The 18,425-nt window shown below is 70.3% G+C and carries 17 protein-coding genes and 3 pseudogenes; 6 read left to right on the top strand and 14 right to left on the bottom strand.

The annotated features are described in order from the left end of the window. Nucleotides 1-7: 7 nt before the first annotated feature. From CG719_RS34295 to CG719_RS34275, 5 genes are all read right to left on the bottom strand, one after another. Nucleotides 8-1,051 carry a zinc-dependent alcohol dehydrogenase family protein gene (locus CG719_RS34295; RefSeq protein WP_100572609.1) on the bottom strand — a complete coding sequence of 348 codons (1,044 nt, stop codon included), beginning with the start codon at nucleotides 1,049-1,051 and terminating at the stop codon, nucleotides 8-10. A 244-nt stretch (nucleotides 1,052-1,295) separates the two neighbouring features. After that, nucleotides 1,296-2,771, bottom strand: a complete 1,476-nt coding sequence (locus tag CG719_RS34290) for a UvrD-helicase domain-containing protein (RefSeq protein WP_100572608.1) — start codon at nucleotides 2,769-2,771, stop codon at nucleotides 1,296-1,298. 93 nt (nucleotides 2,772-2,864) lie between these two features. Continuing rightward, on the bottom strand, nucleotides 2,865-3,353 hold the full coding sequence (locus CG719_RS34285; RefSeq protein WP_100572607.1) for a hypothetical protein: 489 nt from the start codon (nucleotides 3,351-3,353) through the stop codon (nucleotides 2,865-2,867). Then, nucleotides 3,350-4,246 (bottom strand): DUF6083 domain-containing protein, encoded by an 897-nt coding sequence (locus CG719_RS34280; protein ID WP_100572606.1) that lies wholly within the window; start codon nucleotides 4,244-4,246, stop codon nucleotides 3,350-3,352. Before CG719_RS34280 ends, CG719_RS34285 begins: the two co-directional genes overlap by 4 nt. Nucleotides 4,247-4,405: 159 nt before the next feature. Further along, nucleotides 4,406-4,669 carry a helix-turn-helix transcriptional regulator gene (locus CG719_RS34275; RefSeq protein WP_100572605.1) on the bottom strand — a complete coding sequence of 88 codons (264 nt, stop codon included), beginning with the start codon at nucleotides 4,667-4,669 and terminating at the stop codon, nucleotides 4,406-4,408. Nucleotides 4,670-4,834: 165 nt separating this feature from the next. Between CG719_RS34275 and CG719_RS34270 the strand changes: the two genes are divergently transcribed. After that, entirely contained in the window at nucleotides 4,835-5,839 is a 1,005-nt protein-coding gene (locus CG719_RS34270; protein ID WP_100572604.1) for a hypothetical protein, read from the top strand. 756 nt (nucleotides 5,840-6,595) lie between these two features. Here the strand turns inward: CG719_RS34270 and CG719_RS36980 are convergent. Next, nucleotides 6,596-6,949 (bottom strand): DUF6207 family protein, encoded by a 354-nt coding sequence (locus CG719_RS36980; RefSeq protein WP_234375905.1) that lies wholly within the window; start codon nucleotides 6,947-6,949, stop codon nucleotides 6,596-6,598. 520 nt (nucleotides 6,950-7,469) lie between these two features. Here CG719_RS36980 and CG719_RS34250 point away from each other — a divergent pair. After that, nucleotides 7,470-7,653: pseudogene (locus CG719_RS34250) on the top strand (porphobilinogen synthase); the annotation flags it as partial. A 25-nt stretch (nucleotides 7,654-7,678) separates the two neighbouring features. Here the strand turns inward: CG719_RS34250 and CG719_RS34245 are convergent. From CG719_RS34245 to CG719_RS34230, 4 genes and pseudogenes are all read right to left on the bottom strand, one after another. Further along, nucleotides 7,679-8,338, bottom strand: a complete 660-nt coding sequence (locus CG719_RS34245; RefSeq protein ID WP_100572603.1) for a response regulator — start codon at nucleotides 8,336-8,338, stop codon at nucleotides 7,679-7,681. Further along, nucleotides 8,335-9,483, bottom strand: a complete 1,149-nt coding sequence (locus CG719_RS34240; RefSeq protein WP_100572602.1) for a sensor histidine kinase — start codon at nucleotides 9,481-9,483, stop codon at nucleotides 8,335-8,337. The genes CG719_RS34245 and CG719_RS34240 overlap by 4 nt, the downstream gene beginning before the upstream one ends. Further along, on the bottom strand, nucleotides 9,480-10,316 hold the full coding sequence (locus CG719_RS34235; protein ID WP_100572601.1) for a CPBP family intramembrane glutamic endopeptidase: 837 nt from the start codon (nucleotides 10,314-10,316) through the stop codon (nucleotides 9,480-9,482). The genes CG719_RS34240 and CG719_RS34235 overlap by 4 nt, the downstream gene beginning before the upstream one ends. Before the next feature lie 269 nt (nucleotides 10,317-10,585). Continuing rightward, nucleotides 10,586-11,343, bottom strand: a pseudogene (locus CG719_RS34230) (IS6 family transposase). Nucleotides 11,344-11,471: 128 nt separating this feature from the next. Between CG719_RS34230 and CG719_RS34225 the strand changes: the two are divergent. The 3 genes and pseudogenes from CG719_RS34225 (at nucleotide 11,472) to CG719_RS34215 (ending at nucleotide 12,668) form a co-directional block, all read left to right on the top strand. Beyond that, nucleotides 11,472-11,777: a transposase gene (locus tag CG719_RS34225; RefSeq protein WP_100572599.1), complete on the top strand. Its 306-nt coding sequence runs from the start codon at nucleotides 11,472-11,474 to the stop codon at nucleotides 11,775-11,777. Next, nucleotides 11,774-12,376 (top strand): annotated as a pseudogene (locus CG719_RS37670) (IS3 family transposase); the annotation flags it as partial. The gene CG719_RS34225 and the pseudogene CG719_RS37670, both read left to right, overlap by 4 nt. A 55-nt stretch (nucleotides 12,377-12,431) precedes the next feature. Continuing rightward, nucleotides 12,432-12,668, top strand: coding sequence for an integrase core domain-containing protein (locus CG719_RS34215; RefSeq protein WP_100572598.1), 237 nt, complete (start codon nucleotides 12,432-12,434; stop codon nucleotides 12,666-12,668). Here the strand turns inward: CG719_RS34215 and CG719_RS34210 are convergent. From CG719_RS34210 to CG719_RS34195, 4 genes are all read right to left on the bottom strand, one after another. Next, nucleotides 12,658-12,855 (bottom strand): transposase, encoded by a 198-nt coding sequence (locus CG719_RS34210; protein ID WP_100572597.1) that lies wholly within the window; start codon nucleotides 12,853-12,855, stop codon nucleotides 12,658-12,660. The two genes, CG719_RS34215 and CG719_RS34210, sit on opposite strands and share 11 nt — an antisense overlap. Nucleotides 12,856-13,040: 185 nt before the next feature. Continuing rightward, nucleotides 13,041-13,568, bottom strand: a complete 528-nt coding sequence (locus CG719_RS34205; RefSeq protein ID WP_100572596.1) for a hypothetical protein — start codon at nucleotides 13,566-13,568, stop codon at nucleotides 13,041-13,043. After that, on the bottom strand, nucleotides 13,565-16,537 hold the full coding sequence (locus CG719_RS34200; RefSeq protein WP_159025024.1) for a CHAT domain-containing protein: 2,973 nt from the start codon (nucleotides 16,535-16,537) through the stop codon (nucleotides 13,565-13,567). Before CG719_RS34200 ends, CG719_RS34205 begins: the two co-directional genes overlap by 4 nt. Further along, the gene (locus CG719_RS34195) at nucleotides 16,530-17,678 is read right to left on the bottom strand and encodes a hypothetical protein (protein ID WP_100572594.1); all 1,149 of its coding nucleotides are present in this window, start codon (nucleotides 17,676-17,678) and stop codon (nucleotides 16,530-16,532) included. The genes CG719_RS34200 and CG719_RS34195 overlap by 8 nt, the downstream gene beginning before the upstream one ends. A 323-nt stretch (nucleotides 17,679-18,001) precedes the next feature. On the opposite strand from CG719_RS34195, the gene CG719_RS34190 reads away from it, so the two are divergent. Then, nucleotides 18,002-18,292 (top strand): hypothetical protein, encoded by a 291-nt coding sequence (locus CG719_RS34190; RefSeq protein WP_159025023.1) that lies wholly within the window; start codon nucleotides 18,002-18,004, stop codon nucleotides 18,290-18,292. Nucleotides 18,293-18,425: the final 133 nt, after the last annotated feature.

Here is an 18,425-nt window from a genome sequence, read left to right as displayed (position 1 = left end):
CCCGCGGCTAGAAGGTGATCTTGACCTTGAGCGCCTCGCGCGCATCCATCGCCTTGTAACCCTCCGGCACTCCCGCCAGCTCGACCGTCCTGTCGAACACCGGCGACGGGTCGATGACCCCGCCCAGCACGTCCGCCAACAGCGCGGGAATGTAGTGGCGCGCCGGCGCCACCCCGCCCCGCACCGCGACATTGCGGTTGAACATCTGCTGGATGTCCACGCCCGCGCTGCCGCCGTGCGGCACGCCGACGTAGCCGACGGAGCCGCCGTCGCGGGTGATGGAGATCGCGGTGCGCATTGACTCCTCGGTGCCGACCGCCTCCAGGACCGCGTGCGCGCCCGAGCCGCCGGTCAGCTCCTTGACCGCTGCCACGGCCTCCGCACCGCGGGCCGGGACGACGTCGGTCGCGCCGAAGGTGCGCGCGATCGCCGTCCGCGACTCGTGCCGCCCCAGCGCGATGATCCGCTCCGCGCCGAGCCGGCGCGCGGCCAGCACGCCGCACAGGCCGACCGCGCCGTCGCCGACTACGGCGACCGTCGCGCCCGGACGGACGCCCGCGGACATGGCCGCATGGTGCCCGGTGGACATGACGTCGGACAGCGCCAGCACGGCCGTCAGCAGCCGCTCGTCCGAGCGGACCTCCGCGGGCAGCTTGACCAGCGTGCCGTCGGCGAACGGAACCCGGACCGCCTCGCCCTGCCCGCCGTCCGAACCCGGCTCACCCCAGAACCCGCCGTGCGGGCAGGAGGTGTGCAGGCCCTCGACGCAGAACTCGCACACGCCGTCCGACCACACGAACGGCGCAACCACCAGGTCGCCTGGCCGGAAGTCGCGCACCTCGGAGCCGACTTCCTCGACCACGCCCAGGAACTCGTGCCCGATCCGCTGACCCTTCTCCCGGGCGGCCACGCCGCGGTAGGCCCACAGGTCGCTGCCGCACACGCAGGCGAGTACGGTCCGCACCACCGCGTCGGCGGGATGCCGCAGCGCGGCGTCGGGGACCTCCTCGACTCGGACGTCGTTCGGGCCGTGAATGACGGTGGCGCGCATGCGTTCTCTGCTTTCGGTTCTCGCGAAGGGGCCGCCTCGTGAGCAGCCTCCGGATCAGGCGGCGGCCTGGGATCAGGGACGGCCTCGAAGGTGAAGGCCAACCACATTAAGACGCCCGCCGGGGCCACGATATTCCGCGCCGCACCGGGCCGGTCCCGCCTGCGCAGGGTGCGCCACGCGCCTGCCGCGCCCTCACCGGACAGCTCACTTCGAACCCGCTCGCGCCCGAGGCCGCAAGCTGAGTTCAGTCAGTGGAGTAGGTATTGATCCACGAGAGGCCGCCGAGGTCGAGTCGGTGGCGGGCGCGGGCGCGGGCGCGGGCGCGGGTGACGGCGACGTAGGCGAGGCGGGCGTCGGTGTCGTTGACGGGTTCCGGGATGGGGCGTCCTTGCTCGTCGTGCTGGTCGGTGTCCTTTGGTGGGGGGAAGTCGTCGGCGATTTTGACGGTGGTCCATTCGCGGCCTTTGGCGGTGTGGGCGGTGGTGACGGTGACGTCGGCATCGTCCTCGTTGGTGAGTTGGTCGACGGCGGTGAGGATGGCGTCGGGTCCGTGGGTGTCGACGAGGTCGACGAAGGGCTGCAGATCGCGTCCGGCGGGGTCGTGTGCGGCGTAGTCCTGCAGTTCGCCCCAGGAAGGGAAGAGGACGAGTTCGGGGTGGGTGGTGCGGCGGCCGTCCTTGAGGTCGCGGGCCGCGAGGGCCAGCGCGGCCAGCTGCTGTCCTCCGCGGGTGAGCGCGACCCGGTGGCCGGTGGCGAGCAGCCGCATCACTTCGGCCATGGCGCCGATGTTGGTGCGGCACAGCACCGCGTCCGGGCGGGTGAGGCTGCCGACCTCGGTGGGAATGGTCTCGGTGCCGGTCAGGCGGATGGGGGCGTCGGCGAGCGTGAGCCACCGGTTGGCCTCTTCGGCGATCAGGGGGCCGAACCGGAAGGAGCGGGTCAGGGTGAGGGGGGTGGCGTCGAAACCGGTCATCACGTCGCGGGCGCCACGCCAGCCGTAGATGGCCTGGGCGGAGTCGCCGACCATGACGAGCTGGGCATGGTCGCGCTGAGCGGTGAAGACTTCTTCCAGGACCGGGTTGGTGTCCTGGGCCTCGTCGAGGAAGAGGAAGTCGGCTTCGATCGTCGGCTCGGTCAGGGCCCACATTTTCAGGTAGTGGTCGTGTTCGAAACGGACCACGCCCTGGTCGGGGTTGTGCAGGTCGGCCCAGGCCTTGGTGGCGAACGGCATCACCTTGTCGGCGAATTGGGCATGGTCGCCGGGTGTGTCCAGGTCGCGTAGGCGTGGCACATGGTGGGCGGCCAGGGTGCGGTCGGCGGAGTGGCAGTAGCGGGTGACGGTGCGCAGCTCGGTGTGGGAGAGCGCCCGGGGGCTGATCTCGTGAGCGCCGATGCGGACCGGACGGGTGATGCCGAGCGCTTGGCCGGTCTTCCATGCGGGCTGGCGGGGGCTGTTGAGCCGGCGGCAGTAGCGGTGACCGACGGCGGCGAAGGCCGTGGCGTGGGCGGTTTTGCACATCACCGTGGAGGGGAAGCGGGCGGCGGCGTCCTGGGCGATGCTCTTGTTGAAGGCGAGGTAGCGGCCGCGGCGGCGGGTGCCGGCGGCGAGCAGGCCGAGCGTGCTGGTCTTCCCTGTCCCAGCACTGGCCTGCAGGACGAGATGGTGACCGGCCCGGAAAACGTCAGCAGCATGGACCTGTTCGTCGGTGGGCGTATGCAACAAGGGCTCCGCGAAAGAGAAGTGAAGCATCAGGGGGAGTGAGGGCAGCGGCCTTCGCTGCCGTCCCGGCAAAGCGCAGCTTTCACGATGGGCTCACGGCGCTGTCGGCATGCAGCAGTGATACCGACCGGGCAGGGCGCGGGCCGCGCAGACCAGGACTTCTTCGAGAGTGTGGTGGGCGAGCAGGCTCTCGAGCCGGTCCTCCAGGCGCCGAGTGCGTTCCTGCTCACGCCGGGCAAGGTCCGCGGCCACGGACTGGCTGAGCACGTCCTGCGGCCGCTGCCCCAGGACCGCTGCCCTCCGGCGCAGGGCAGCATCGGCCGAGCGGCTGAGAGCGATGTTGAGCAGGACCTGGTTGTGCCGGTCCGGGTAGTGCGTGGTCAGGATGTCGATCGGTAACCGCGTGCCCAGCTGGTGTCGCAGCACGTGCAGGGCACCGCTGGGGCCGCGCGCGCTCTGGACCGCCATCAGTCGGGTACGGTCCGCGTTGGCGGCCAGCCGGACCCTTTCCCGGGCGTGCCGGAGCTCGCTGTGGGTGGCGGGCCTGGTCAGCGTGATCTCGACGGCATGGAACGGCGTCATGGGCGGACTGCCTGATGTGTCCTGGCCGCGGGGTCAGGGCGCCGGGTGGGGGCGGGCAGGCGGTTGTGGATGTGCTCGTGGTGGCGCAGCGGGTCGAAGGGCTCCCAGTCGGCCACCGCCAGGTCGGCGGCCGTGGGGATCGCGGCATGCTGTAGGCAGCGCAGGGCGCGCCACCGCAGCTGCTCGGAGTACGGGACGTTGCTGAGGTCGTAGACCGCCATGACCGCAGTGGGCAGGGCCAGCTGACCGCTCGTCTCGGTGGCTGGAACCAGCCTCCAGACGCCGGCCGGGGCGCCGGGGGAGAGGAGAGTACTGGTGCAGCGGTGGCGGCGCCTGGTCCGGGCGACGCACTGGATCTCGTCCACCGGGCGGGCGGCCAGGTAGCGCACGTACAGCAACTGCACGATGGGCCGGGCCGGGCGGCAGAGCGCCGAGGCTCCTTCCTGGGGTGTCGGGCCGTCCGGAACAGCCGGGGGAGGGGTGAAGGTGCCGGCGTCGATCAGGCGGCGGGTGTTCACGGCTAGAGCCCGGCGCAGCCCGGCCAGCTCGGTAGGGGCCGCGGGTGCCTTCCGGGCGGGACAGACGACGGCATGCGGCAGGCGGCACCAGCTGCTGCCGTCTCCCGCCGGGTAGGCAACGCCGGAGCTGACGTGCCAGCGGCACGCCGCCGGTACCCGGGCGGCCGGCAGCTCGCGGGGATGGAGGCGGACGGCCCGTTGAGTGCCGCGGTGGTACCACTCGATCCGGTTGCCGCACTCGCGGCACCGATCGCTTTGACCGCAGCGCAGCAGCCGACTGACGCCGCCCGGGGTGACCTGCAGGGAGCGGCGCACACGCTGGGCGATCGGACTGCCGTCCCAGTGCCGGGTTGCGGAAGGTGGTGTGGAGCGCATGCGGGCGAACCTGTCAGCCAACACGCCGGATCCACGACAACAGTGCTGACGTGTCGCCCGGTCGGCCTCACGCGGTGCGACTGGCGTGCGAATGTTGATCGTGTGTTCGATGTGGTCTCGCTGGTTCGGGTGGTCTGCAGCAGCCGCCTGTGAGGGGTGTCAGTCCTGGGACGATCCGGGCCGGTCATGCCCGCGGCACAGGGTGCTGAACAGCTCGTCGAACGGGGTCTGCAGGGCGTGGGCGAGAGCGTGCCAGGTCTTCAGCGTGCCGATGGTGCGGCCCTGCTCGATCTCGATGAGAGTGCGCCTGGCCAGGCCACTGCGGGCGGCGAGCTCGTCGTAGCTCCACCCGCGCGCGGCCCGCAGACGCGCGAGCTTCAACCGCAGCGCATCGAGGTCCGGATCGGGCGGAAAGATCGTCACCTGCCCATCCGACGGTGCAGACCCCTGCCCTGTCAGTGCAGACCTCTGCCCTATTTGCCCAGGTGGCATCGACTGCGGCAGGGCAGACCTCTGCACTGCGGTGGGCGGCCGCCCCCACAACCAAGAACGGGATCGGCGCGGAAGCAACGGGAGGAATACGCGCCCATGAGGCTGCGCACAGCATGTCCGGCGACGCCACGCGCCTGGACGGTGGAACTGCGCTCGCACGCCGACGGGCTCGTCCTCGTGTGCCGGCATTGCCCACACGGCAGCACGCGCACCACCGCGGCCGCCGCCCGCTCGGCCGCCCTGGCGCACCTCGCACGGCACGCACGCGGCGACCTCCGCCCCCCGCACCTGCGCATCTGCCAATGCCACGAACGCGGCTGCGCCTGGCACCCCCGCCACCGCGGCTGCGCCAGCCCCATCCGCCTCCTCCTCGCCCGCGAACACGGCGGACGGCTCTGGCGACTCGCCGACGCCTGCACCGCCTGCGCCGCAGCAACGGCACAGGCCGCCGTAGTGCCCGACACCGTCCTCACCCGCGCACCGCTGCAGCCGGAAACCGGCCGACGACACAGACGCCGCCCCAAGGGGCCAGGCGAACAGATCCGGGTACGCGAAATGCTCAGCTACCTGGCCGCGGCGCTTCCCGCAGGCACCTCGGCCGCCGCACGCCTGCTGGCCCTGCAATGCGCCCTCCGCATGAGCACCACCATGGAAGCCAGACTCTCCAAAGGCGTGCTGCGCAGCCTCCGCCTCAACACCACCCCAGGCCCGTGGCGCGAACTGGAACACGCGCGTTGGCTACGCCCACTCCCCGAAAGCACGGCCAACGAGATCGTTGTCGCCCTACTCGACGCCGCAGTGCTTGGCCAAGCCCCAGCCCGCCCCGACCGAATGCGCGCGGCGGACTGGGCACTGCGCGCCTCCACAGCAGGAGCAATCGGCCCGGTGCCGCAACTGATGCATCTCTACCTCGCAGCACACACCGATCCGCACGCCGGCAGCGGCCTGTGCGAGCTCGACCAGATGGCACGCGCCTGCGGTGTCTCACCTGCCGTACTGCCCGGCACCTTGGACCAGCTGGCAGCAACCGGACTGCTGAAATCCTGGCAGGCCTGCCCGGATTCAGAAGACCTGCACTGGACTCTCCACGCCTTGTCGTGATCTGCAGGGCAATCATCCGCCCGGCATTAACAGGCGACTGCATGCACAGCGGTCGAGTACTTCGTGAGGGGGTGTGTCAATTTAACGGGCCCTGTCTCAATTTCGGTGGTGACAGAAAGTTATGACGGCGGCAAAGAGGCCGTCGATCATGAACCCGCAGGTCCGCGCACCGCAGCGGTCGTTCCCTGGAGTCGGCCGATCGGCTCGGTGTCTGTCCGTGAGAGTTCGGCGCGGCAAGCTCAGCGACCCCGATGTGCTGCCATCCGCTTCAAAGCATCGAGGTCAGAGCACCAACCGCACTCTTCGCAAGACGGAGATGCCTAATTCTCACTTTCTGTCACCACCGAAAGTGAGACAGAGCCGTTCGTTTGACAGACCCGGGCCCGGCGGGGCGATGACCGACGAGGTCGGCGTCATTACCGGCGACCTCACCCTCGCCACCTGCCTGTGCCCCGAGGACAGGCCCACATCGCCGTCCAGTACACCGGCGCCGAGGAGTGGTACACCCTCACCGGCAGCCCCGTCCCCCTGCCCCCCCGCCGGACCGAAAGCCCTGCACCACGACCTCCTCGAGCGCATCCGCCAGGGAAACGCCGCACAGGCCGCGCCCTGAGCCGCTGGACCGGCAAGCCCCGGACGCGGCCTGTGCGGCCACCCGCACGAACCCGACCGCGATGCGGCCCGCCGCACCGCTGCACGAGCCGTCCGGCCCGCTGCGGCCCGGTACGAGGAAGCTGAACACGCCTTTGCGCAGTTTTATGGCTCGGGCTGCTGGCGCAGGTCCAGGTAGCAGCGCAGCCGTACGCCTGGCTCGCCCGGCTCGTGGGTTGTGCGGTCCGCCGGTGCAATCGCCCACCGGGTGGCGAGCAGCTCCTGGACGGCGAACGCCGTCTGGTCATCGGCGGCCGCGATCTCCACCACCGCAAGTCCCGGCTCCGCCACATGCGCGTCGTTGATCGGCCTCATACCCGGCACGACGCTCCGGCGCTCGCCGGAGTTCTCCCGTCCGGGCAGCGTCACCCGGACCGGGTACAGCCGGACATGCGTGCTGAGCTCCCGCCGCATATCGCGTGGCCGGACGAGGCCGGAGCAGATCACCCACCTCGACATACGACGACGCCAACGACTCGGCGGCATCCTCCACGAGTACCGACATGCCGCCTGAACTGGGCGAATGAGCTTTTCGGCAGGCGCAACCTCGGGAATCCTCAGGGTTTTCTGCTGTTTATGCAGGTCGGAGCGTTGCCTTGCGATGGTGATCATGTGGGCGGGCGTCCTGTCGGAGACTCCTCCTGATCATGGTGACGGTATCGCTTGTCTTCCAGGGGCCGCCGGGGGCAGGGCTGCGGTCTGGCTGAACTCGCGCCAGATGCGGGGGCGGTCGCTGCTCACGGTCTGGCGGTGGCTGGCCGAGGCATCCCAGAACCCGGCGGCGGCCGCGCACCCCGGAGCCCGCCGTACGACGCGCCTCCTGCAACTGCGCGCCGTCACCGGTATCCACCTGACCCTGGTCTGCCACCGCCCCCACCTTCCCGCTGCCCTGCACCAGGCCCTGCGGACAGCCGACTACGCCACCACTGCCGACTTCCAGGCAGCCCGCCGCCACCACTGCTTGATAAAGCCACCCAAGGTGGCCGTGCCGGTCGCGGCGTACCAGATCAGCGGTGAGTACGCGATGATCGAGGCCGCCACGGAGAAGGGCTGAATCGACCGGTACGCGGCGATCCTGGAGAGCCTGACGGGCATCTGGCGCGGGTGCGCGGATGATCCTGACGTACTGGGCGACGGAGGTCGCCCAGCGGCTCGGCAGCTGAGGCCCGTCAGGGGCCGTGGCCCGCTTCAGGACACCAGGCCCTGACGGTAGGCGTAGACGACTGCCTGGACGCGGTCGCGGAGGTCGAGCTTCGTGAGGATGCGGGAGACGAAGGTCTTGACCGTCTCCCGGCTGATCACGAGGGCCGCGGCGATCTCGTTGTTGGAGAGGCCGTCCGCGATGAGGCGTAGGACCTCCAGTTCGCGGGGAGTCAGCGGGACGTCGGGCCCGCTGTCCTCGATGGGGCGGATCCGGACGGCGTACCGGCCGACGAGCTGGCGTGTCACCTCGGGGTCCAGCAGTGCGGCGCCTGCCGCCACGGTCCGGATTCCGTGTAGCAGTTGGGCCGGTGGCGCGTCCTTGAGGAGGAAGCCGCTCGCGCCGGCGCGGAGCGCCTCGTAGACGTATTCGTCGAGGTTGAACGTCGTCACCACGAGCACTTTGACGGGGTGCGGTACGTCGGCACCGGCCAGGAGGCGGGTGGCCGATATGCCGTCGAGCACCGGCATGCGGATGTCCATCACGACGACGTCCGGGCGGAGTTGTCCGACGAGGTCGACGGCGGTTTGCCCGTCCCCGCACTCGGCCGCGACCTCGAGATCGGGCTGGGCGTCGATGATCGTCGCCAGTCCGGTGCGGATCAGTACCTGGTCGTCGCAGATCAGGACGCGGATGGGGGCGGTCACGACGGGCTCCCGGCGGGTATGTGGGCGCGGACGACGAAGCCGCCGTCCTTCTGTTCCTCCGCGCTGAAGTCGCCGCCGAGGACGTCGACCCGTTCACGGAGACCGGCCAGGCCGCGCCCGCTCCCGGAGAGTCCGGGGGTCTTCGAGCCGGAGCCGTCCGTGCAGACCTCCACGGTGATCTCTCCTGAGCCGTGGCGCACCCGGACGGAAGTGCGTCTTCCGTGGGCGTACTTGAGGGCGTTCGTCAGGGACTCCTGCACCACCCGGTAGGCCACGAGGTCGGCGCTGCCAGTCGACTCGGCCGGTGTGCCCTCTTCGGTGAACTCCACGGGCTGACCGGCCCGCCGTGTCTGTTCGACGAGGGTGAGGAGCCGGCCGGCGGGTGGGGTCCTGGGCTCGGTGCTGTGATCGGGGTTGAGCAGGTCGAGCAGGTGCCGCAGATCCGTGATGGCCCGGCGGCCGGTGTCGGTGACGGCTGTCAGGCTCTGGTCAAGGCGATCGGGGACGGCGGTCAGATAGCGGGCCGCCTCGGCCTGTACGACCATCGCCGTCACGTGGTGGGTCACCACGTCGTGGAGTTCGCGGGCGATGCGGGCGCGTTCGGCGGCGCGAGTGTCCTCGGCGGCGCGGCGGCGGCGCTCGGCCTCCAGGGCGCGGGTGTGACGAACCCATGCCCCGACGCCCCAGGCGAGTGCCACGGCCAGGTAGAACGTCACGAACTCACCGGGCGGTTCGCCGGGGCCGACCCGGTGGAGCGCGACCGCCAGCGGGACGTATGCCACGGAGGCGGCGATCGCGGTTGCCCGCCTGTGGTGTTCCAGGTGGGAGGCCACGCTCAACAGCGTGATGGGCAGCGCGATGCCGGCGAGTGAGTGGTAGCCGCGGAGCTGGTCGAGGGCGAAGCCGATCGACACCACGGCGAAGCAGAGGACGGGCCACCGCCGGCGTCCGGCGAGTGGGAGGCACTGGAGGGCGATCGCTGCGAGGGCCAGGGCGTCGAAAGGGCGGGTCGGCAGGCCGCCGAGCTCCGTGCCGTTGTCGTGGTAGACCAGCGAGGCGGCGAACAGGACCGCTGCGAGCGGGAGGTACCAGACTGTGGCGCCTGCCCGGCGCCACAGTTCCTGGATCCGCGGAAGTCCGATCACTGGGGCAGTGTAGTGGGGGTGGCGGCGATCCGGTCGGCGCGCCGACGGGGCACCAGGTTGCCGCGCTTGTGGGCCAGCCACATGAACCCGATCGTCACCAGTACGCCGAACAGCACCGCGTACACGCTGCCTTCCGGTCCGAAGTCGCCGCCGGTGATCCACGTCGGGCCTGACGTCATGGTGTCCAGCAGTCCCTGTGGGGTGTTGTTGCCGGAGACCTCGGTGCTGAAGATGCCGGCCGCCGCGAAGTTCCAGCCGAAGTGGAGGCCGATCGGCAGCCACAGGGTGCGGGTCGCGGCGTAGGCGGCGGCGAGCATGCCGCCGGCCTCGATCGCGATGGCGAGGGCGCCCCACAGGTCGGCGTTGGGGTTCAAGAGGTGCGAGAGGCCGAACAGCAGTCCGGTCAGCGTCAGTGCGATCCAGGTGCCGGTGCGCTCCTCGATGATCCTGAACAGGACCCCCCGGAAGATCAGTTCCTCCGTCACGGAGGCGGCCGCCATGAATCCGATCAGTCCCACGGCGCCGGAGACTGAGCCTAGGCCGTTGATCTCGTAGTGCGCGTTGACGTAGATTTTCGTGATCACGGCGCCGAACATCGCGACGCCGATCAGCATCCCCCGGCCGATCGCGGCCCCGGCACCCTTACGGGCCACTTCGGTGGCCGGGCGGTGCTCGGTCTTGTTGACCACCCATCCGTAGACGAGTACGGCGAGCACGGAGACCAGGAGTCCCAGAACGAGCTGGAGCCAGGGGTGGTTCTCCACGGCGGCGACCACCTGACTGCCGATCATGGCGACCACCACGACTGCCGACAGCTGCCAGACGAACCTCATGAACGCTCCTCCTTCGGGTCCGCGGCCGGGGTGCCGCAACGCCTCGAACGCTACGGATCCGGCGTCCGCGAATCGTCACCTCACGGTGGACACCTGCGCGTAGCTCGCGTGGGGGACAGGCGCTCCGACGGGCCGTTCGATTTGAGTGTCAGCGCACCTGGCTGCTGGGGAGACCGCCCGCATGTTCGCGCGGGCGTTGTCACGTTGTTGGGTGCGTGACTGTCTGATGGTGTGTCGGGGCGTGGTGGGCCTGCGGCCCGGACCGGTGTTCAGGCCGTGGTGGGCAGGTTGGCAGCGCCGGTGATCTGGTCCCAGATGGCGAAGCGGATGGTCATCTGGTGCGGTAGTTCGAGGCGGTCATCAGGTGGCGGTGAGGTCGGAAGTGCGGTGAGATGCCGCTGAACGCGGCCAGGAACCGTTGTGCGGCACCCACCGATCGGAAGCCTTTCATCGCGCGCTCGTGTTGCCGGGTGGGCTGGTGGCTGTTCTCGGCCCGGTTGTTCAGGCCCTTGTGGGAGCGGTGTTCCACGGAGGGCATGACCTGGCGGTGGGCGGCGCCGTAGGAGCGCAGCTTGTCGGTGACGACCACCCGCGGGACCGCGCGCGTCTTCTTCAGCAGGCAGCGGAAGAACCGCCGGGCCGCGGTGGTGTCCCGCCGGTTCTGCACAAGGATGTCCAGGACGTTGCCGCCGGCGTCGACGGCCCGCCACAGGTACGTCAGCTCACCGTTGATCTTCACGAACACCTCGTCCAGATGCCCTTTATCCCCGGGCCGCGGCCGGCGGCGGCGCAGTCCGTTCGCGTAGCCCTGCCCGAACTTCAGACACCAGCGGCGGACCGTTTCGTGAGAGACGATCACGCCGCGCTGCAGCATCAGCTCCTCCACCTCGCGGAAGCTGAGCGGGAAGCGGAAGTACAGCCACACGCAGTGGGCGATCACTTCCACCGGGTACCGGTGGCCCCTGTACGACGGCGACGCGGACGACACGAGCGAACCCCTCCCCGGCACGACCAACCACAAGATCATCCCAGGCCGATCAGCCAACGTGACAATGCCCTTCGAGAGGCAGCAGCTTCTTGCCGGTCAGTGAACCTTCCCCTTGATCGTGGACACCTGGAGACTGGGACGTGAGGTTCCAGAGGAAGTAGTGCCAGGTGGGAAGTAAGAGCAACCGCAGCAGGCGGTACACGGAGGAGTTCAAACGGGACGCGGTTGCGCTCGTTCGCTCCTCCGGGAAGACCGTCACCGAGGTGGCCCGGGAGATCGCGGTCAACGCCGAGGTACTGCGGAACTGGGTCAAGCAGGACACGATCGACCGTGGGCAGGGGGCGCCGGGAGAGCTGACGACGGCCGAGCGTGAAGAGCTGCGCCGGCTGCGGAGGCCGGCCGCCGAGCAGGCCGAGACGATCGAGGTACTGCGAAAAGCGGCGGTCTTCTTCGCGAAGGAGAGCGATCGATGAGCGATGTGTTCGCATTCATCGAGACGGAGAAGACCACCCATAACGTTGCTCTGTTGTGCCGGCTGCTGAAGGTGGCACGCTCCTCCTTCTACGCGTGGCTGGACGGCGAGAAGACGCGCTCGGCGAGGAAGGCCGCCGATGACGCCCTGGCCCACGAGATCACCGTGCTGCACCTCGCCTCCAAAGCCACCTACGGGGTGCCGCGCATCCACGCCGGGCTGCGCCGGCTCGGACACCGCGTGAACCGCAAACGGATCGAGCGCGTCATGCGTGAACGCGGCATCAGCGGTGTCACCCGGCGCAGGCGCAAGGGCCTGACCCGCCCGGCCAAAAGGGCGGTGCCCGCCCCGGACCTGATCGGCCGCGACTTCACCGCACCGGCGCCGGGGATGAAGCTGGTCGGCGACATCACCTACATCGCCACCGGCGAGGGCTGGCTGTATCTGGCGACCTGGCTGGACCTCGCCACCCGCGAGATCGTCGGCTACTCGATGGCCGACCACCACCGCGCCGGCCTGGTCGTGGACGCGCTGAAGATGGCCGCCGGACTCGGGCAGCTGAAGCCCGGATGCATTGCGCACTCGGACCGCGGCAGTGAATACACCTCCGACGAACTCCGGCGTGAAATAGGCAGGTTGGGACTGCGGCAGATTCATGGGCCGCACCGGCTCATGCTTCGACAACGCCGCCGTCGAGTCCTTCTTCGCACTGCTGAAGGAGGAGATCGGAACCCGCAGCTGGCCCGACCGGCCCAGCGCCCGCGCGGACATCCTCGCTTTCGTCGAGACCTTCTACAACCGACAGCGCCTACGCCGCCATCCACGCTGGGGCTACCTCACCCCGCTGGAGACCCGACAGCGCCTCGAACAAGAACACGCCCTCATGGCGTAAGCATCGAGTGTCCAAGATCAGGGGGAAGCTTCGTGTCCTGCTTGACCCAGTTCTGCAGTCCCTCGGCGTTGACCGCGATCTCCCGGGCCACCTCGGTGACGGTCTTCCCGGAGGAGCGAACGAGCGCAACCGCGTCCCGTTTGAACTCCTCCGTGTACCGCCTGCTGCGGTTGCTCTTACTTCCCACCTGGCACTACTTCCTCTGGAACCTCACGTCCCAGTCTCCAGGTGTCCACGATCAAGGGGAAGGTTCAACCGCTGTACCCCAAGGCCGGGATAGGACGGTCGAGTCAGACGGTCCTCGCCAGATGGCAGGGGTACCCGCCCAGACCCGACAGCGGAGATCTACCAGAAGATCTCTGACTCGGGTCACTAGGCCAGCGGCGGGGGTCCGGGGGGACCGCCGCCGAGGAGGCGGGCGACGGCCTCGGACAGTTCGCGCAGGAGCGGGGTGGACGCGGAGGGCTTGGACAGCCGGAACTCGAACTCCGACTTGCCCTCCTTGCGCTTGATCCGGATGTCCACCTTGGTCTGGAGCCAGGCGACCAGCGAGCCCAGTACGACGGCCGCCGTGACGGCGCTCTCCACGGACATCTGCTCGTCCGCCGGCGGGTCGGCGAGCACCACACCCGCGGGCCCTGCGGTGTCCGGGTCCGCTGCGATACGGGCGAGCAGCCCCCGGGCGACACTCAGCAACCGCTCTTCCGGCAGCCCGGAGACGGCGACGGGGGGCTGCCCGCCGGCCGTCAGCAGCGCCGCGAGCAGGGACTCGGCCTCGTCCATGTCCAGGGGGGCACGGCCGGTGTCGGCCGTGCCGATGTCCTCCGCGATCTCCTGCAGGGACAGCAGTACGGAGCGGTCGGAGAGCAGCCCGACCGTGTGGGCGGCGGACGTGGTCATGGATGCCTCCAGTCGTCGGAACCGTCGCTGAAGAGGGCGAGGGCCGCCCAGTGGTAGGGGTGGGCTTCCCAGGGCGTCCCCGGGGTTTCGAGCATGTTCTTCTGCGCCTGCCAGAAGGCCCGCCACAGCGGTTGGCCGGGATCGGAGCGCAGTTGGCTGTAGAAGTCGACCAGGAAACGCCGTGAGCTGTGCTCATCGACGTTCCACAGGGCCGCGACGACGGTGCCCGCGCCGGCGTACAGCAGGGCTTGGACCAGCCCCTCGACATCTCCGGCGGAGTGCTCGTCGCGCAGGCCCGAGGCACAGGCCCGCAGGGTCAGCAAGCGGGTGGGCAGCACGTTGCGGGCGAGGTCCCGGGCGGTCAGCATGTAATCGAGCCGGGCGATCAGGGACTGTCCCCCAGGCATCTTGCTAGGACGGCGGCCGTGCTGCGCGAGCAGCAGTCCCGAGTCGAGAGGTTCGCGGGTGTCGAAGTACCCGTGGCACGTGATGTGCGCGACGGTGGCCGTGCCGAGTCGGTCAAGGACCGCCTGCCTGGTGGCGTCCTCCCCGGTCAGCGCGGTGGCCGGCCAGCCCGCTGCCTTCAGCAGCCCGGCATCACCCTCCAGCCGTCCGGGTACGGGGTCTTCGCGGGCGGCCACCGAGGCGCAGAAGACCTCCGGCGGTCCCGCCGGCCGGTCCCGCCGCGCCTGGTCACGGGCGGCCGCGTACAGCAGTGCGCTCGCACCGCTCACGTGTGCGACGGCGTGCCGGGCCCCGAGCGGCGGACCCTCCGGGGTGGGCACCGCCGAGAGCGGCAGACCGTGCAGGGGGCCGTCGCTGCAGACGTAGAGCAGGTCACGGCCGGCGGTCAGCGGCAGGAACGCGACCAGCAGCGGCGTCAGTTCGGCCAGGAAGGAGATGTCGCGGCGCCCGGGACGCCGCGGGTGCAGCGGAGCCAGCGGCGGGAAGTCGTGCGGTGAGCCGTCGAAGGTCCGTCGCAGCCGCTGGCCCAGCCCGGTCAGCTGCGATCTCCCCACCGGCACCCGTGTGGCGGTCAGCCGGTCGGCGCCCGGCACGTACGTGAAGACGGTGGTCTCCCGGGCGCCGCAGTGAAAGGACACGTAGGCGATGTGCCCGGCGCCGGGCCGGGAGCGCAGCCAGCGTCGCAGGTCCGCGAACCGGAACGGGCGGCCCCGGCGCAGCCGTACGTAGTCAGGGGCGTGCGCCGCCATGAGGTCGTGGACGCCGGCGAGCCGGGCCGCTGCGGTGCGTTGGTGTCCGGGGTCGGACGCCGGGTCGGTGAGCGCGGCCAGCAACTCCTCTTCCGCGCGCCGCAAGTCCTCGGGGACGCCGTCGGGAGGCGTCATGGGCGCCCGCGCCATGTGCTGGAGGAGGGCTCCCGCCCGGATATCCTCGTGCAGGTCGAACGCCAGCTCGGTGGGCGTGCGGGAGTCGGGCAGCCGCAGGTCCTGTCCGTGGTCGAGCAACAGGTCCGCCAGCCGCCCGTGGACGTGGCGGTAGTCCGTCACCACCGCGTGGTGGTCGGCGGAGGTGCCCGCGATGCCGTCGAGGTCCGCGGCCATCCCCGAGCAGGCCTGCCACAGGACGTCGAAGGCCTCTTGAAGGGTCCCCGGCGGGCCTTCCTGTCTGTGCCACAGCAGGAGGCCGTCGACGAGCTCCCCGGCTGCCATCAGCCGCCACTTGCGCCCCTTGGTGGCGGCGTCAGCGGCGAGTGCGCGCAGGAGCACCACCGCGGACTCGTGACGTCCGCGGCGCTGCAGGAGTCCGCCATAGCCGCGCCGCACGGACCAGGTCAGCAGCCAGTCGTCCCGTTCCTCTGCCAGGAGGGGCGCTGCGAACACCACCGCCGTCTCCAGCAGTTCGTCGTCCCCGGGCAGGACCTCGTGCAGCCGGGTCAGGGTGTCGACGACGCCCTGCCGGGTCGCCTTGGCGGCGAGTGCGCTCCAGAAGCCCTGGGTGTACGCCGTGAGCGCCCGCTCCAGGTCCGCCTCGTCCCGCGCCAGGTCGCCCAACCGGAACCAGGCCGCGGACTGGCTGACGCCGGTCACCTGGAGCTGCTGGAAGACGGCGAGGACGTGCAGGTGGTGGGAGCGCGCGGCGTCCCGGTCCCCGGCTTGGCGCAGTGCCGTCCCCAGGTTGTTGAGGGCCGCGACGAACCATCCCGGGTCGCTCAGCGTCCGCGTGAACGCCACGATCCGGCGGTACTCGGTGAGCGCCTGCCGGTTGCGACCGGACGAACTGTACGAGGCCGCGAGGCTGGTCCATGCCCGGAACTGCCAGGACCCGTCGCCGGAGCGCACGGCGTGGTCGATCGCCCTGCGGTAGGAGATCCGGCCGAGGCGGTGGTCGTAGACGTCCTCGTGGAGGGAGCCGCACAGGATGTGGAAGCGGGTGGCGAAGATCTCCGTGGTCACCGAGTCCGCGAAGACGGACTCCGGCAGCTCCAGGTCCGCCAGGACGTCGAGCGCCTCCCGGGGCCGTCCAGCCCCGCGTAGCCGCTCCGCCAGGTTCGTCCGGACGCTGACGACGGCGAGCGACTCGCGCGGGTCGACGAGTGGCACCCCGGCGGCCTGGTGCGCTGCCTGCAGTGCCAGGTCCAGCTCTCCCCGGTCGAGCAGGTCGGCGACGTCCCGTTCGCGGAGCGACCGTTCCAGGTGTTCCGGGGGCTGCCGGTTACCGGGCCAGGTGCTGCGCCCGTGGCCGGCTTCCCTCCGGGCCTGCGCCTGTGCCATCAGCTCGAACAGGTCGCGACGTTCCCCGACCTCGTCGGCCAGGGCCGCCACCAGCGCTGCCTCGGCAGGGCGCCCGTTCTCCAGCAACCACTGCTCACAGGCGCGGAGTTCATCGATTACGGCGTTCGCGTCGTACGGCTCCCGACCGTACGACTCCAACAGGACCGCTTCCACCTCCTGGGGCGTCTGTGCCGCCAGGAGCCGCTGCGCCACGTCCCGCTCCCGCTCATGCATCCCCGGCCACCCCGGTGATCAGCGCTTCGGCCCCGACGACCCGCAGCATCACGCCGACCTCTTCTCGGTCCTGCGCGGTGGGAGCGGTCTGCACGGCACGCACGCAGTGCCGGCGCGCCTCGGCGAGGTCGCCCCGGTGCCAGAAGAACTGGGTCAGGTGGAAGTGCGCGTAATGGTCACCGTCCCGGTCCGCGGCGAGGGCCTGGGCCGCACGCAGGGCTTCCGCCCGCTCTCCCCGCGAGTCCAGTGCCGCGATCAGCCCGATCCGGTACTCGGTGGCGTCCGGATACTGCCGCAGCCGGTCGCGGATCTCCGCCTCGGCCTCCGGGTCGCCTTCGATGGTACGGCCGATCAGATCCCTGGTGCGGCTCGTGAACGCATCGACGTCCGACTCGAAGGACGGATTCCGGCGGGACAGCTCCCGCAGCCTCGCCAGCACGTCCGAGTGCGGGGCCGTCTCTTCCAGCTTGCGCAGCGCTTCCGTCTGTTCCTCGACCAGCTGGGCCTGGGTGAGCACCAACACGAGGAGCTCCAGCACGGCCGCGTCGGACGGGGCCTCGGCATGCGCGGTGCGGGCCGCGGCGAGCACCTCGTCCACGGTGACGTTGCCGCCCGGGGAAAGCATCACGGTGCGCAGCAGCCCGGTCAGCCGGAGCCGGTCGCCGGCCTCGCCGCAGCCCGCGGCGAGGCGTTCCCGGAGGGCCGCGATCTGGAGTTCCTGCAACCGCAGTGTCTGTGCGGCCCGGCCGCGGGCTCCCTGGAGTTCCCGTGCCCGCGCGTCAATCAGGGCCACCGCCTCCGGGTGGTGGGCGAATGCCTCCCGGGCCCGCCGTAACGCGTCGGCCGCACCCTCGGGCCGGTCACACAGCACGCGTGCGAAGGCCAGGTTGAACCACACTGGGAGCGATGACGGTTGCAGGCGCGTCAGGTCCGCCCACTCCCGGGCCGCCAGTTCCGGTTGACCGCGCAGAGACAAGGCCAGCGCATACCGCCTCAGATGCGCCGGGTCACCCCCGGCGGCCCGCTCGCGGAGCTCCGCCAGCCGCTGCCCGGCCGAGTCCGGGGGCAGGCCGGGGAGCTCCTGCGCCAGCTCGACCTCCCCCGGAGTGTGGTCGATCGCCCAGTTCCATGACACCGACACCCGGCAACCCCCGTCGTCCCCCGCGCACCCGGCCCGCCATGGCGCACGCCTTCCGACGTCCGCCGCAGCAGAACCGAATGTACGTCACCCGGCGCACGGCGGGGTCCCGAATCGGATGGCCGCCAGGCGTTCGGGCGGCGCACCGTTAGTGTGATGCGCCTGAAATGGTGGCTCTTAAGTCTGTAAGCTAATTTCATGGCGTCTCGGGGTCCTCGTGCAGTCGAAGTCGTGCTGTCTGCCGAGGAGCGTGCGGAGCTGGCATGTTGGGCGGGTGGCGCGGTGTCGGCCCGTGTGCCGGGCACGGCAACCCGTGGCGCAAGGGGATGATCGGTGAAGCGGCGATGGCCGCGGCCCGGACCGACACCTTCCTCGGAGCCCGCTACCGCAGACTCGTCAAACACCGGGGACACAAGAAGGCCATCGTCGCGGTGGCCCGGTCCATGCTGGTGATCGTCTGGCACATCATCAACGATCCCGCCGCCCGCTTCGAAGACCTCGGGCCCGACCATCACCAACGCCTGGTCAACCCCGTCCGCAAGACCCAAGCCCTCGTGCGCCAGCTCCAGGCCCTTGGCCACCAGGTCGCCCTCACCCCCATGGAAGCTGTGGGCTGAGCACCACAACCGCTCCAAGCCCGTCCGCCCGGCTGACGCCGAATGGACGCTGCCGCCTGCCCGGCTGATCTGGGATTTTCCGTTCAGAGGGTCTGGCTGGAGTACTAGGCGCTGTTACATCACCGGCCGTTAA

It is taken from the genome of Streptomyces sp. CB01373 (assembly GCF_002803075.1).
Lineage (GTDB): Bacteria > Actinomycetota > Actinomycetes > Streptomycetales > Streptomycetaceae > Streptomyces.
Note: the sequence above shows the minus strand (reverse complement) of the source record. Positions and strands in the feature narration are given on the sequence as shown.